This is a genomic window from Pseudomonadota bacterium, assembly GCA_016711215.1.
Taxonomy (GTDB): Bacteria; Myxococcota_A; Polyangia.
In genome coordinates this window covers 22901-38074 of the sequence record JADJTL010000001.1, presented here as the reverse complement: position 1 = coordinate 38074, position 15174 = coordinate 22901, and the positions used below count along the sequence as shown (strand labels likewise).

At 69.2% G+C, this 15174-nt stretch carries 12 protein-coding genes; 9 read left to right on the top strand and 3 right to left on the bottom strand.

The annotated features are described in order from the left end of the window. Window positions 1-556: 556 nt before the first annotated feature. The 9 genes from ilvB (at window position 557) to amt (ending at window position 11772) form a co-directional block, all read left to right on the top strand. On the top strand, window positions 557-2260 hold the full coding sequence (gene ilvB / locus IPL40_00130) for a biosynthetic-type acetolactate synthase large subunit (GenBank protein MBK8479578.1): 1704 nt from the start codon (window positions 557-559) through the stop codon (window positions 2258-2260). 2 nt (window positions 2261-2262) lie between these two features. Continuing rightward, a complete protein-coding gene (ilvN, locus tag IPL40_00125) occupies window positions 2263-2811 on the top strand; it encodes an acetolactate synthase small subunit (protein MBK8479577.1) in 549 nt (182 codons plus the stop codon). A gap of 116 nt (window positions 2812-2927) precedes the next feature. Next, the gene (locus IPL40_00120) at window positions 2928-4598 is read left to right on the top strand and encodes a 2-isopropylmalate synthase (protein MBK8479576.1); all 1671 of its coding nucleotides are present in this window, start codon (window positions 2928-2930) and stop codon (window positions 4596-4598) included. Window positions 4599-4642: 44 nt separating this feature from the next. Beyond that, window positions 4643-6079: a 3-isopropylmalate dehydratase large subunit gene (leuC, locus tag IPL40_00115; protein ID MBK8479575.1), complete on the top strand. Its 1437-nt coding sequence runs from the start codon at window positions 4643-4645 to the stop codon at window positions 6077-6079. Window position 6080: 1 nt separating this feature from the next. Then, entirely contained in the window at window positions 6081-6653 is a 573-nt protein-coding gene (leuD, locus tag IPL40_00110) for a 3-isopropylmalate dehydratase small subunit (protein ID MBK8479574.1), read from the top strand. A 76-nt stretch (window positions 6654-6729) separates the two neighbouring features. After that, window positions 6730-7794 carry a 3-isopropylmalate dehydrogenase gene (gene leuB, locus IPL40_00105; GenBank protein ID MBK8479573.1) on the top strand — a complete coding sequence of 355 codons (1065 nt, stop codon included), beginning with the start codon at window positions 6730-6732 and terminating at the stop codon, window positions 7792-7794. Between the two features lie 56 nt (window positions 7795-7850). Beyond that, window positions 7851-8531 (top strand): hypothetical protein, encoded by a 681-nt coding sequence (locus IPL40_00100; protein MBK8479572.1) that lies wholly within the window; start codon window positions 7851-7853, stop codon window positions 8529-8531. A gap of 114 nt (window positions 8532-8645) precedes the next feature. Next, window positions 8646-10103, top strand: coding sequence for a nitronate monooxygenase (locus tag IPL40_00095; protein ID MBK8479571.1), 1458 nt, complete (start codon window positions 8646-8648; stop codon window positions 10101-10103). 259 nt (window positions 10104-10362) lie between these two features. Then, window positions 10363-11772 carry an ammonium transporter gene (gene amt / locus IPL40_00090; protein ID MBK8479570.1) on the top strand — a complete coding sequence of 470 codons (1410 nt, stop codon included), beginning with the start codon at window positions 10363-10365 and terminating at the stop codon, window positions 11770-11772. Window positions 11773-11939: 167 nt separating this feature from the next. On the opposite strand, the gene IPL40_00085 is transcribed toward amt, so the two are convergent. The 3 genes from IPL40_00085 to IPL40_00075 all read right to left on the bottom strand — a co-directional run bounded on the left by IPL40_00085 (window position 11940) and on the right by IPL40_00075 (window position 14913). Further along, the gene (locus IPL40_00085; GenBank protein MBK8479569.1) at window positions 11940-12602 is read right to left on the bottom strand and encodes a hypothetical protein; all 663 of its coding nucleotides are present in this window, start codon (window positions 12600-12602) and stop codon (window positions 11940-11942) included. Between the two features lie 352 nt (window positions 12603-12954). Further along, window positions 12955-14367, bottom strand: a complete 1413-nt coding sequence (gene glnA, locus IPL40_00080) for a type I glutamate--ammonia ligase (protein ID MBK8479568.1) — start codon at window positions 14365-14367, stop codon at window positions 12955-12957. 207 nt (window positions 14368-14574) lie between these two features. Then, entirely contained in the window at window positions 14575-14913 is a 339-nt protein-coding gene (locus IPL40_00075) for a P-II family nitrogen regulator (GenBank protein MBK8479567.1), read from the bottom strand. Between the last annotated feature and the right edge of the window lie 261 nt (window positions 14914-15174).

The window sequence follows — 15174 nt, the reverse complement described above, 5'->3', positions numbered from 1 at the left end:
TTGATATCGGAAGGCGCAATCTTGAGGCTGTCGTCTTTTCCTCTGCACTCCTGGGTGGCTTCGGATTCGGCACAGGCGGAGCGCTCGCGCGCCGGCTGCGCGGCAGGTCCACCAGCAATAGACAACACCACCAGCAATAGACAACAATAGACAACAATAGAACAAGTGATGAACGGGCTGAACCGCTAGCCAGGGAAGGGCGATTCTTCTTGACTCACCCCTTGCCCTCGCCGCACACTCCGGCCGCTATGCTGAACCGTCGCGTCTCCGTGTCCCGCACTCCCTCGTCCTGCACGCCCGCGTCCCGGGCGCCGTTGCAGCCGATGTTTCAGCGGCCGTCACAGGCGCCCGTGTTCCTTGGTCTGCCCGTCCTCGCTCTCGTACTGCTCGTCGGTGTAGGCGCGGGGTGTGGGCCTCCCTGGGTTTAGCGTAACTCGGAGTCAGCCTTCGCCCCCGCAACCAAGACTGGCTGCGGGGGTTTTTGTTTTCAACACCTAGCGGGTTCGTGCTAGGTCCGGCCCCCAGCGGGGTCATCAGCCGCAAGGAGGAGAACATCATGCAACGCACGGGAGCCCAGGTGATCTGGGAGGTGCTCGCTCGCGAGGGCGTGGAGGTCTGCTTCGGCTACCCCGGCGGGGCGATCATGCCGGCCTATGACGCCTTGCTCGACTACGACGTGCGCCATGTGCTGGTGCGCCACGAGCAAGGGGCCGCGCACATGGCCGACGGCTACGCCCGCGCCTCGGGCAAGGTCGGCGTCGCGGTGGCCACCTCGGGCCCGGGCGCGCTCAACCTGGTCACGGGCATCGCCACGGCGATGATGGACTCCTCGCCGATCGTCTGCATCACCGGCCAGGTCGCGGGCTTTCTGCTGGGAACCGACGGCTTCCAGGAGACCGACCTCACCGGCGTGACGCTGCCGATCACCAAGCATAACTACCTGGTGACCCGCGCCGACGAGATCGCCCCCGCGCTGCGCGAGGCGTTCTACATCGCACGCTCGGGACGTCCCGGGCCGGTGGTCGTCGACATCACCAAGGACGCGCAGCAGGCCTCGACCGAGTTCGCCTGGGATAACAATCCCATCGAGCTGCCGGGCTATCGCGAGCCCGCCGCCGTGCCGCAGGCCGCGCTGACGCGGGCGCTGGAGCTGATCCATGACGCCAAGCGCCCGCTGATCCTGTCGGGCCAGGGCGTGGTCCAGTCCGGCGCCACCGCCGAGGTCGTGCGCTTCGCCGAGACGGGCCACCTGCCCGTCGCCCTGACGCTGCTCGGCCTGGGCGGCTTTCCGGCGACCCACGCGCTGAGCCTCGGCATGATGGGGATGCACGGCGAGGCCTGGGTCAACACGGCGATCCAGGAGGCCGATCTGCTGATCGCCCTCGGCATGCGCTTCGACGATCGCGTGACCGGCAAGCTGGCGACCTACGCGCCACACGCGCGCAAGATCCACATCGACATCGATGCCTCCGAGATCAACAAGAACGTCAAGGTCGACCTGCCGATCGTCGCCGACCTGCGCACCACGCTGCTGGCGCTGCAGCCGCAGCTCGAGCATAAGGACCGCGCCGAGTGGCTGGCGCGCATCGCGACGCTGAAGGGCGAGACCGCCGTGCGCGACATCCAGGCGCTGCCCGACGACGGCCACCTCTATGCCGCCCACGTGATGCACGATCTCTGGCGCGCGACCGAGGGCAAGGCCTTGGTGGTCTCCGACGTCGGCCAGCATCAGATGTGGGAGGCGCAGTATTACAAGCACGACTACCCGCGCAAGCTGCTGACCTCGGGCGGCCTGGGCACGATGGGCTTCGCGCTGCCGGCAGCGATCGGCGCGCGCTTCGCGCAGCCCCAGGAGGAGATCTGGGCGATCGCCGGCGACGGCGGCTTCCAGATGACGGCGTGCGAGCTCGCGACCTGCGCCCAGGAGCAGCTCAAGCTCAACATCGCCGTGATCAACAACGGCTACCTCGGGATGGTGCGGCAGTGGCAGGAGTTCTTCTATGATCGCCGCTACTCGGCGACACCGATGAAGAGCCCCGACTTCGTCAAGCTGGCCGAGGCCCACGGGCTTCAGGGCCTGGTGGTGACGCGGCGTGACCAGGTGGCCGGCGCGATCGAGACCGCACGCAAGGCGCCGGGCACCTTCCTGGTCGAGTTCCGCGTCGAGAAGGAAGACAGCGTCTACCCGATGGTGCCGGCCGGTGCGGACCTGGACAAGATGATCCGCCGCCCGCATCGCAGCCCGACTTCGGAGGTGTAACGATGGATCGCGCGATTTCCCGTACCTTCATCGCCTATGTCGAAGACAAGCCCGGCGTGCTGAACCGCGTCGTCTCGCTCTTTCGCCGCCGTGCCTACAACATCGAGTCGCTGACGGTCGGACGCACGCACGAGCCGGGCGTCTCGCGCCTGACGATGATCACCTGCGCCGACGACGACACGGCGCGGCGGCTCGAGGCGCATCTCTACAAGCTGGTCAATGTCCTGCGCGTGCGCGACATCACGGCCGTTCCCTCGGTCGCGCGCGACCTGGCGCTGATCAAGGTCAAGGCCGCCGCCACCGAACGCGCGGAGATCCTCGAGATCGCCAAGGTCTTCCGCGCGCGCGTGGTCGACATCGCCACCGATGCGCTGATCGTCGAGATCACCGGCGAGCAGGAGAAGATCGACGGCCTCGTCGCGCTGCTCCGGCCCTTCGGCATCCTCGAGATGGTCAACAGCGGCATGGTGGCGATGACCCGCAGCGCCGAGCTGGCCACGGTGGAGCCGGGCAGCGGGGCTCGTCCGCTGGCGGCCTCGAGCGCGGCGTAGCACCAGCGCCCACGCGCGGACCGCGCGCGCAGCAAGCGAGCGCGGCCGCGGCGTCACCGGTGGAGCGCGCAGCAGGCGGGCGCCTCTGGCGAGGGCCAGCGCCCTGGGGGTGAGCGATGGAAGACCAGGACTACGTACGCATCTTCGATACGACCCTGCGCGATGGCGAGCAGTCGCCCGGCGCGACGATGACCTCGTCCGAAAAGATCGAGGTCGCGCGGGTGCTCTCCCGGCTCGGCGTCGACATCATCGAGGCCGGCTTTCCGGCGGCCTCGCCGGATGACCTGGCCGCCGTCCAGGCGATCGCCGGCGAGGTCGGCCAGCGCGCCGTCGAGGGGCGGCCGAGCGACGAGCCACCGATCATTTGCGGTCTGGCGCGCGCCACGCAGCGCGACCTCGACAAGGCCTGGAGCGGGGTCAAGGACGCGCGGCGGCCGCGCATCCACACCTTCCTCGCCACCTCGCCGATTCACCGCGAGCATAAGCTGCGGATGACCTGCGAGCAGGTCAAGGACCGCGTGCGCGAGATGGTGGCCTACGCGCGCAGCCTCTGCGCCGACGTCGAGTTCAGCCCCGAGGATGGCGGCCGCACCGAGCCCGAGTTTCTGCACGAGGTGCTGGCGCTGGCGATCGCCGCCGGTGCGACGACGCTCAACATCCCCGACACGGTCGGCTACACGATGCCCGAGGAGTACGGCGCGATGATCGCCGGCGTGCGCAGTCAGGTGGCCGGCGTCGAAGGCGTCGTGCTCTCGGTCCACTGCCACGACGATCTCGGGCTCGCGACCGCCAACACGCTGGCGGGGCTGCGCGCCGGTGCGCGCCAGGCCGAGGTGACCCTCAACGGCATCGGCGAGCGCGCCGGCAACGCGGCGCTGGAAGAGATCGTGATGGCGCTGCACACGCGCCGCGCCCAGCTCGGCCTGCGCACGCAGATCGACACGACGCAGCTCGTCCGCGCCAGCCGCGTCGTCAGCGCCTGCACGGGCATCGCCGTACAGCCGAACAAGGCGATCGTCGGCGCCAACGCCTTCGCCCACGAGTCGGGCATCCACCAGGATGGGATGCTCAAGCACCATCAGACCTACGAGATCATGCGGCCCGAGACGGTGGGGGCGGCGCAGACCTTGCTGGTGCTCGGCAAGCACTCGGGCCGCCACGCCTTCGCCCTGCGCTTGGTCGAGCTCGGCTACCACCTCGAGGGCGAGCAGCTCGAGAAGGCCTTCGATCGCTTCAAGCAGCTCGCGGACCGCAAGAAGCAGGTGGTCGACGCCGACATCGAGGCGCTGATCAGCTCGGAGTTTCTCGAGGCGCGTGACTACTACACGCTCGACGGCCTGCAGGTCTCCTGCGGCTCGATCGGCATGCCCACGGCGACCGTACGCCTGGTGGGGCCCGACGGCACCCAGCACGTGCGGGCGGTCGTCGGCACCGGCCCCGTCGATGCCGCCTACAAGGCCATCGACCAGATCGTCGAGCTCCATACGACCTTGCTCGAGTTCTCCGTCCACTCGGTGACCGAGGGCATCGACGCGCTCGGCGAGGTCGGGGTGCGCATTCGCGCCGAGGTGCCGGGTCCGCGGATCAGCCCGCAGCACGCGGCGACGACGACGCGGGTCTTTCGCGGGCACGGCGCCGAGACCGACATCGTGGTCGCCAGCGCCAAGGCCTACCTGACGGCGATCAACCGCTTGATCGGCGCCCTCGAGCGCGCCCGCGACGCCAGCGCGCGCCCGGCGACCGGGGAGTTCAAGGCCTCGACGGCGGCGCCGAAGGCCTCCGCATAGCGCAGGCAGGGGGCCCACCCGCCGGGTTCCCGAGGAGACTTCGCATGGGCAAGACCCTGTTCGAACGCGTCTGGGACGCTCACATCGTCGCGCAGCAGCCGGGACATCCCGCGCTGCTCTATGTCGACCTGCACCTGGTCCACGAGGTGACCTCGCCCCAGGCCTTCAGCGGCCTGCGCGCGCGCGGCCTGCGCGTGCGGCGGGTCGAGCGCACCTTGGCCACCATGGACCACTCGACCCCAACGCTGCCTGGCGGCTATGAGGCCGCCGACGGACCGGGCGCCGCTCAGCTGCGACGTCTGGAGGCGAACTGCCGCGAGTTCGGCATCGAGCTGCACGCCCTCGGCACGAGCCGCAACGGCATCGTGCACGTGATCGGTCCCGAGCTCGGTCGCACGCAGCCGGGCATGACGGTGGTCTGTGGCGATAGCCACACCTCGACACATGGCGCCTTCGGCGCGCTGGCCTTCGGCATCGGCACGAGCGAGGTCGAGCACGTGCTGGCCACCCAGTGTCTGCTGCAGACCCGCCCCGAGCCCTACGAGGTGCGCGTCGACGGCCGCCTCAAGCCCGGCGTGACGGCCAAGGACATCATCCTCGCGCTGATCGCGCGCATCGGCACCGGCGGCGGCACCGGCTATGTCTTGGAGTACACGGGCTCGGCGATCCGCGGCCTCGACATGGAAGGGCGCATGACCGTCTGCAACATGAGCATCGAAGGCGGCGCGCGCGCCGGGATGATCGCGCCCGACGACGCCACCTTCGAGTATCTGGCCGGGCGCGAGCACGCCCCGCGCGGCCTGGCCTGGCTGCGGGCGCTCGAGCGCTGGCGCGCCCTGCCCTCGGATCCCGACGCGGTCTACGCCAAGACGACGACGATCGACGGCAGCGCGCTCGAGCCGATGATCACCTATGGCACCAACCCCGGCATGGCGATCCCGATCAGCGCGCCGATTCCGAGCCCCGCGGCCGTGCCCGCCGGCACCGATCCCGCCACGCTGGAGAAGGCGCTGCGCTACATGGGCCTGCAGCCCGGCCGGCCGCTGCTCGGCCAGAAGATCGACGTCGTCTTCGTCGGCTCCTGCACCAACTCGCGCATCGGCGACCTGCGCGCCGCGGCGAGCATCCTGCGCGGCCGGCATGTGGCGGCGGGCGTGCGCACCCTGGTCGTCCCGGGCTCGCAACAGATCAAGCGCCAGGCCGAGGCCGAGGGGCTCGATCGCGTTTTTCGCGAGGCCGGGGCGGAATGGCGGGAGGCCGGCTGCTCGATGTGCATCGCGATGAACGGCGACCAGCTCGAGCCCGGCCAGTACGCCGTCAGCACGAGCAACCGCAACTTCGAGGGCAGGCAGGGTCCGGGCGGCCGCACCTTCCTGGCCTCGCCGCTGACCGCGGCAGCCTGCGCCGTCGCCGGCGTGGTCACGGACGTACGCACCCTGCTACCGGGCAGCTCAGCGCCGGTAGCGGCCACGGGGGGATGAGATGGCGCAGTTCAAGACACTCACAGCGCGGGCCGTCGTGCTGCCGATCGACAACATCGACACCGACCAGATCATTCCGGCGCGCTTCCTCAAGGTCACCGACAAGGACGGCCTCGGCGAGGCGTTGTTCTGCGACTGGCGCAAGGAACCCTCCTTCGTCCTCAATCAGCCGGCGGCGGCGGGCGCGCAGGTGCTCGTGACCGGCGATAACTTCGGCTGCGGATCCTCGCGCGAGCACGCGCCGTGGGCGCTCATCGCGGCCGGCTTCCGCGCCGTGGTCTCGACCTCCTTCGCGGATATCTTCCGCAACAACGCGCTGAAGAACGGCCTGCTGCCGGTCGCCGTCACGCCCGCGCTCCACGGGCAGCTCGTCGCGCTGCTGCAGGCTCAGCCCGACCTGGCGCTGACGATCGACCTCGAGGCCCAGCACCTGCGCTGGCCGGGAGGCCCCGCGACGGAGTTCCCGATCGACCGCTTCGCGCGCGACTGCCTGCTGCGCGGCATCGATCAGCTCGACTACCTGCTGGGCCATGCTGAGCAGATCGCCGCCTTCGAGGCCCAGCAGCAGAGCTGAGGCGCCGCCTGGCCAGGCCACACCAAGACGCATCGGTGCGAATGCAGCACTGAGGCAGCACTGACGGAGGGAAGCGGTGGACGCAACGATCGTACTCTTGGGCGGCGACGGCATCGGACCGGAGATCGTGGCGGCGACGCGGCGCCTCCTCGACGCGGTAGCCAAGCGTCATGGCCACGCGCTGCGCTACGACGAGCAGCAGATCGGCGGCGTGGCGATCGATGCCACGGGAGGGCCGCTCCCTGCGGCCACCGTCGAGGCCTGTCTGCGCGCCGATGCCGTGTTGCTCGGGGCGGTCGGCGGCCCGAAGTGGGACGACCCCCGCGCGCCCGTGCGCCCGGAGCAGGGGCTGCTCGGGATCCGCAAGGCCCTGGGCCTCTATGCCAATCTCCGACCGGTACGGGTCTATCCAGCGCTGGCCGACGCCTCGCCGCTGAAGGCAGAGCGGTTGCAGGGCGTCGACCTGCTGGTCGTGCGTGAGCTGACGGGGGGCCTCTACTTCGGCCAGCCGCGGCTGCGCGAGCGGCGCGAGGACGGCAGCGAGCGCGCGGTCGACACCCTCGAATACACCGACGTCGAGATTCGCCGCGTCGTCCGCCTCGCCTGTCAGCTCGCCGGGCAGCGCCGCGGCCACGTCACCTCCGTCGACAAGGCCAACGTGCTCGAGTCCTCGCGGCTCTGGCGCCAGGTCGCGATCGAGGTCGCGGCCGAGTACCCGGCGATCAAGCTCGAGCATCAACTCGTCGACTCGGCGGCGATGCGGCTGGTGACGCAGCCGGCCGCCTTCGACGTGATCGTCACCGAGAACATGTTCGGCGACATCCTCACGGACGAGGCAGCGGTGATCGGCGGCTCGCTGGGGCTGCTGCCCAGCGCTTCGACCGGCGAGGGCCGCCGTGGCCTCTACGAGCCGATCCATGGCTCGGCGCCGGACATCGCGGGCAAGGGCGTGGCCAACCCGCTCGGTACGATGCTCAGCGCGGCGCTGCTGCTGCGGCACTCGCTCGGCCTGGAGGCCGAGGCGCGCGCCATCGAGCAAGCGGTCGAGCGCGCGATCAACGAGGGTGCCCGCACGCGCGACCTCGGCGGCACACTGGGGACCAGCGCGATGACCGAGGCAGTCCTGGCGCGACTCGACTGAGTCTCGACTGCGACGCGACTGAGACTCGGCGGAGACGCGACCGAGGGGATCGACGGATGCACGCTTCCAGCCCGCCGCGCGCCTCGGAGCCATCGGTAGCCGACGTGGCCTTCGACGCGGCGCTGACTGCGGCGGAGCGACGGCTGATGGCGGGACTGACGAGCCCGCCCGCTATTCAGGCCTGGCTCGAGACGCTGCGCTACAGCCCCGACAGCTTCTACCGCTGCCCCTTGCGGGTGCTCCGCGAGCGCACCGCCCATTGCTTCGACGGCGCGCTCTTCGCGGCCGCGGCGCTACGACGACTCGGCCACAAGCCGCTGCTGCTCGATCTGATGGCCAACGGGCGCGACGACGAGCACCTGCTGGCGCTCTTCCGCGAGGGCCGCTGCTGGGGCGCCCTCGCCAAGTCCAACACCACGGGCCTGCGCTACCGCGACCCCGTGTATCGCAGCGTGCGTGAGCTGGCGATGTCGTACTTCGCCCAGTACTTCAACGTCGAGCGCGAGAAGACGCTGCGTGGCTACACCGGCCCGCTGGACCTCCGCGCCTTCGACCGCTACCGCTGGCTGACCGACGATGCCGCGGCCGATCGCATCTCGACCCGCACCGAGCAGCTGCGCCTGATCGTCCTGGTCGACGAGCAGCAGGCCCGCGGGCTGCCCCTGATCGACGAGCGCAGCTACGACGCGGGTCTGCTCGGCGCCAACCTCCAGGCGCTCTACCAGCCGAAGCGCTGACGCGCGCTGCGGCAAGAGCGCGCGCGCCGGCCGATGACCACTTCATGACAATCGGCTGGTAGTCGTCAGCGGGTGTGCTACATGCGGCCCCAAGACCACGGAAAGAAGACGCCAATGAACGACGCAACCGTTACCCTAACGTCGGCGCCGGGCGGCGGCCTGCCGCGGGTGATCCAAGGTGGCATGGGCGTCGGGATATCGGGTTGGCAGCTTGCCGGGGCGGTGGCGCGAACCGGCCAGCTCGGCGTCGTCTCGGGCACGGCGCTCGAGGTCGTCTACGCCAGACAGCTCCAGCTCGGCGATCCGGGCGGCCACCTTCGGCGCGCCCTCGGGCGCTTCCCCGCGCCCGCGATGGCCACGCGCGTCCTCGAGCGCTACTTCGTCGCTGAAGGGCAGGCGCCGACGGAGCCCTTCAAGGGCGTACCGATGTACGGCATGCAGCCGACCCGCGCGCTGCAGGAGCTCTCGGTCGTCGCCAACTTCGCCGAGGTCACGCTGGCCAAGGAGCAGGGCCAGGGCGGGCTGATCGGCATCAACTTCCTCTTCAAGATCCAACTTCCGCTGCTCGCATCGCTCTACGGTGCGATGCTCGCGGGCGTCGACTTCGTGATCATCGGCGCCGGCAGTCCCGCGCCGATCGGCGCGGTCCTGACCAAGCTGGCGCGCAACGAGGACGTGTCGTTGGACCTCAAGGTCCAGTACGCCGCGCCCGCCGACGACTTCAGGGTGCGCTTCAGTCCAACCGAGCTCTTCGACGCCGGTACCCCGCCACCGCGGCGGCCGCGCTTCCTCGCCATCGTCTCCTCCGTCGAGCTGGCGACCCACCTCGCGCAGGCGATCGAGGTGCCACCCGAGGGCTTCGTCATCGAGCGGTCGACGGCGGGCGGACATAACGCGCCGCCGCGCGGCCGGCGACAGTTCGACGCCGCGGGCCAGCCCGTCTACGGCCCTGACGACGAGATCGACCTGGCGCAGGTGGCGAAGCTCGGGCGCCCTTTCTGGGTCGGCGGCGGCTGCGCCAGCCGGGAGGCGCTAGAGCACGCGCTCGCGGTTGGCGCGGCGGGCATCCAGGTGGGCACCGCCTTCGCCTTCTGCGAGGAGTCGGGCCTCGACCAGCACCTCAAGGGCGAGACCCTGCGCCGCGTCCTCGCTGGTGAGGCCTGCGTCTTCACCGACGCCCACGCCTCTCCAACCGGCTTTCCCTTCAAGGTGCTCGACCTGCCGCAGACGCTCTCCGAGGCCGAGGTCTATCAGCAGCGCCGTCGGATCTGCGACGTCGGCTACCTCCGCACCCCCTTCAAGGCCGAGGGCGGGACGATCGGCTATCGCTGCGCGGCCGAGAGCGACCGAACCTTCGAGCTCAAGCGCGGACGTCCGGAGCAGGCGCAGGGACGCAAGTGCCTGTGTAACGCGCTGCTGGCCAACGTCGGTCTCGGGCAGCGTCGTAACGGCTACGCCGAGCCCCCACTCGTGACCGCCGGCGACGACCTGGCCGGGCTCCTGCGTTTCCTACCGCGGGGACAGTCCTCCTATTCTGCGGCGAGCGTCATCGCGCAGCTCACGGGCAGCTGAGGCGTTCGAGACCGGCGGCCACCGCGTCGGCCGCCTCCGCGCCGGGGAACCCACCTCGGCGTACCCAGTTGCAGAGAAACCCACCGCGGCGTGCTTCGCCCTCTGCCCCGACTCGCCGGCCCAGCTCCCGCCCCGCCCGCACAAGGCCTCGGAACCGCACCACTCCTCGCGGCTGGCCAGGCGCCACGCAGTCTGGCACGCCCGGTGCTTTGCGGACGCGCGTCCTCTACAACGCGCTGCAAAGCGAGGAGAAGAATCGATGGCCGATCCGATTACCCAGCTCAGCCAGCAGGTCGCCGACACCCAAACCGCCCTCAACATCGTCTGGACGCTGATGGCGGGCTTCCTCGTGATGTTCATGCAGGCGGGCTTCTCGCTGGTGGAGGCCGGCCTGACCCGCGCCAAAAACGTCGCCCACACGATGGGCATGAACTTCTTCGTCTACGCGATCGGGGTACTTGGCTTCTACTTCATCGGCTTCGGCCTCCAGATGGGCGGTGTTGGTGCCCTCGGGACGCTGGGCGGCGACGCCTCGTTGGCCAAGGAGTTCACGATCGAGCTCTTCGGCAAGCCCTTCGGGCTCTTCGGCTACTCCGGCTTCATGTTGCCCTTGACGACCTTCACACCGGCCGTGGCGACGATGTTCTTGTTTCAGATGGTCTTCATGGACACGACGGCGACGATCCCGACGGGATCGCTGGCCGAGCGCTGGAAGATCTCCAGCTTCATCCTGCTCAGCTTCGCCATCTCGACCCTGATTTACCCGATCTACACCAACTGGGTTTGGGGCGGCGGCTGGCTCGCGGCGCTCGGCACCAACTTCGGCCTCGGCCATGGCCACGTCGACTTCGCCGGTAGCTCCTGCGTGCACATGACCGGCGGCGTGATGGCCTTCGTGCTGGCCAAGATGCTCGGTCCACGCATCGGCAAGTACGGCGCTGACGGCAAGGTGAACGCGATCCCCGCGCATAACATCGCCCAGGTCATGGTCGGCACCTTCATCCTCGCCTTCGGCTGGTTCGGCTTCAACGCGGGCTCGACGCTCGCCGGTATGGACACGCGCCTGGCCGTCGTCGCCGTCAACACGATGCTTGCGGGCGCAGCCGGCGCCTTCGGCGCCTACCTCTACGTGATGTGGCGCTTCGGCAAGCCCGATCCTACCTGGCTCGCCAACGGCATGCTCGCCGGACTGGTGGCGATCACGGCCCCCTGTGCCTTCGTCTCGTCGTGGGCCGCCGTGGTCATCGGGGGCATCGCGGGCGCCTTGGTCGTCGTCGCAGCGATGTTCATCGACCAAAAGCTGAAGATCGACGACCCGGTCGGCGCGTCGGCCGTCCATGGGGTCAATGGGATCTGGGGCATTCTCTCGGTCGGACTCTTCGCCAACGGGACCTACGGACAGGGGCTCAACGGCGTGGCCCGTGGCGTCACGGGCCTCTTCTATGGCGACGCGGGCCAGCTCGGCGCCTCGGTGATCGGCATCTTGGCGAACATCCTCTGGGTCGCGCCGACCGCCGCGTTGTGCTTCTGGCTGATCGACAAGCTGGTCGGCAATCGCGTCACGGCGGAGGACGAGATCAACGGGCTGGACCTCTCGGAGATGGGTATCTTCGGCTACGCACCAGATGGTGGCCCGCACGTCGGCCCCTCGGGCCAGGCCAAGCGCTGAGCGCAAATTGGGCACGTGGGCAGCGCGGCGGGCGGCGGCGCTCGTCACCGCGGAAGCCTGATCGCGAGCCCCCACCCCCGCGCAGCGGGGGGCCGAGCGGCGGCTCTAACGCCGCAACGGAGGCTTGGTCGCAGCGCTGTCGAGACCCGCCGCCGCGGACTCGCGCCTTAAGGCCTCAGGCGCTGCGTTTGCTGCAGCAGCGTAGCCTCGGTGGCGCCAATCGCCTGCTCCGCGCTCTTCACCAACCGCTGCGCCGCCTCTCGCGCCGCCGGCGCGCGCTGGCCCTGGCTGCGAATCCACCGCTCGTTGCGCGCGAGCTGCTCGTTGATCGCACCGACCGTATGCTCCAGTGCACCGAGCTCGGCGTCGAGGCGCAGCGCCTTTTGCGCCAGGTCGACGGTTCCGCGCTGAGGCTCAGGGGCGGTCGTCGGTGGCGGCGCGAGGGCGGCGGCTGCAGCGGTCGCCTGCAGCGGCCGCCAGGCGGCCCGGCGCCAGAGCTGTTGCCGAGGAGCCTCGGTCGCCGGCTCGGCGAGCGGACCATCGGCCAGATCATCCATGGCAAAGGGCAGGTCGCGGCCGCGCGCGAGGAAGGACTTCAAATAAAATCCCCAGGCCAACGCCTGCGCACGGGCCCGTCGGTCTTCGGCCGCGGTCGCGTCGCGACCACGCTGCCAGCCCGCACTGAGGTACGCGGCGTTGATGGCATCCTGCAAGCGTCGGATGTCGTGGCCGGCCAGCTGCTGCATCTGGTAGACGACCCGCTGGCGGAACTCGTCGGGGGGCGTCGAGCGGGTGATCTCGACTGCGGGCAGCGCTGCCAGCTCGTCCACCTGGGCCGCGCCACCATCAGCTGGTCGTGCGCTTTCGCCCGGGGAAGCGGCTGGAGGGCTAACCGTCGCCTCGGCGTTCGCTGAGCGCGAGGCGGCGCGCTGGGCCGCCGGTCGAAGAGCCTCCGGCGGGGGCGAAGAACAGGCCGAGCAGCTCGCGAACCCAGCGCCGAGCAGCACCGCGATGCCCAGCATCCCGAGCGCGCGCAAACTTGACCCACCGCATGCACCAAACATCGGCGCATCATCGCACGGCGTCGGCGCAGGGAACTACTTCTTGGGGTTCTCGCGGCTGAGCAGAGGGGGGCGCCTACCGCGCACGAGCAGAAAAGCGCGCGCGGTAGGGCGAGTCGCTCTAGCAGTCGTAGTAAAGCGCGAACTCGTGGGGCACCGGCCGCAGCAGCACCTGCTTGGCCTCTTTCTCCATCTTGTACTCGTACCACTCGGAGATCACGTCGTCGGTAAAGACGTCGCCGCGCAGCAGGAAGTCGTGGTCCTTCTTCAGCGCCTCGAGCGCCTCCGGCAGCGAGGAGGGCACCTTCGGCACGTTGGCCAGCTCCTCGGGCTTGAGCGCGTAGATGTCCTTGTCCAGCGGGTCTCCGGGGTTGATCCGGTTCTCGACGCCGTCGAGGCCGGCCATCAGAATCGCGCTGAAGGCGAGATAGGCGTTGCAGGAGGGATCCGGCGTGCGGAACTCGACGCGCTTGGCCTTCGGCGACGACGAGTACATCGGGATGCGGATCGAGGCCGAGCGGTTACGGCTCGAATACGCCAGGTTGATCGGCGCCTCGTAGCCGGGCACCAGCCGACGGTAGCTATTGGTGCTCGGATTCGAGAAGGCGCAAATCGCCGGGGCATGCTTGAGGATGCCGCCGATGAAGTGCAGCCCCATCTCGCTCAGGCCGGCGTACTTGTCGCCGGCGAAGAGCGGCTTGCCGCCCTTCCAGAGGCTGACGTGGACGTGCATCCCGGAGCCGTTGTCACCGTAGAGCGGCTTGGGCATGAAGGTCACGGTGCGACCGTTGCGGCGCGCCGTGTTCTTGATCACGTACTTGAACCACATCAACATGTCGCCCATGTCGACGAGCGGACCGAACTTCATGTCGATCTCGCACTGGCCGGCCGTCGCCACCTCGTGGTGCTGCGCCTCGACCGGGATGCCGAGCTTCTCGAGCTCGAGGCACATCTCAGCGCGCAGGTCGACGAGGCTGTCGGTTGGCGGCGCCGGGAAGTAGCCTTCCTTGTAGCGCGGCTTGTAGCCGAGGTTCGGCTGCTCCTCACGCCCGGTGTTCCACTGCCCCTCTACCGAGTCGACGCGGTAGAAGGCGCCGTTGGCGGTCTGGTCATAGCGGACGTCGTCGAAGATGAAGAACTCGGCCTCGGGCCCGAAGTAGCTCGTGTCGGCCAGACCGGTCGACTTGAGGTAGCGCTCGGCCTTCTGGGCCACGTTGCGCGGGTCGCGCGAGTAGGGCTCACGCGTCATCGGGTCGAAGATGTTGCAGATCAGACTGAGCGTCGAGTCCTTCATGAAGGGGTCGATGCGCGCGGTCGTCGGATCGGGGATCACCAGCATGTCCGAGGCGTGAATCGGCTGCCAGCCGCGGATCGACGAGCCGTCGAAGCCCAACCCATCCTCGAAGAGCGACTCCTCGAGCCGCGACACCGGCACCGCGAAGTGCTGCCAGGTTCCCGGCATGTCGAGGAACTTGAAATCGACCATTTTGACGCCGTGTTTCTCGGCGAACGCCAACACATCCTTCGGCTTCATGCTCCCTCTGCTCCTTGTTCGTTCTCTTGCTTCGTTCACTTGCTGATCGGTTCGTGCTCTCGCTGAAGTGGGCCCGTCTTGCGCGGCCCGCGCCCGTGGGCGCCATCTGCGCCCACTCCATACAATCAAGCCGTCCGGATTACCAGCGCGACCTTCCGACCTGAGCGTAGGCGCCCCGGGCCGCGCGCGGCAGCCCGGGCGCGAGGCTCAGAGCGCCTCGTCGCCGCTCTCGCTGGTGCGAATACGCAGCACCTCGTCGACCGTGCTGACGAAGATCTTGCCATCGCCGATACGGCCGGTACGGGCGGCCGCCGTGATCGCCTCGACCACCTGGCGCACCAGCCCGTCCGCCACCACGACCTCGACCTTGACCTTGGGCACGAACTCCACCACGTAGGTCGAGCCGCGGTAGACCTCCTCCTTGCCTCCCGTGCGGCCAAAGCCCTTGACCTCGGTCACCGTCATCCCCTGGACGCCGACGTCGCTGAGGCTCTGCTTGACCTCGTCGAGCTTGAAGGGCCGGATGATTGCCTCGACTTTTTTCATCGGAGTCTCCTTCGCGCAGCGAATGCGCCTAACCTTGCTTCAGCCCTGCTTCAGCCCTGCTTCAGCCCCGCTTCAGCCCTGCTTCAGCCTAGGCTTCGCGCCAAGACCTCACATCACACTATCGGATCGACACCTGCGGGCGGATCAACACCTGCGGGGTGGCCGGGAAGCAGCCCCCGGGCCATCCCGCACCGCGCCGCAGCACGCCGTGCCGCACCGCGCCGGGCCGTTGAGCAATCCGTATGCCAGGCGCGGCAGGTC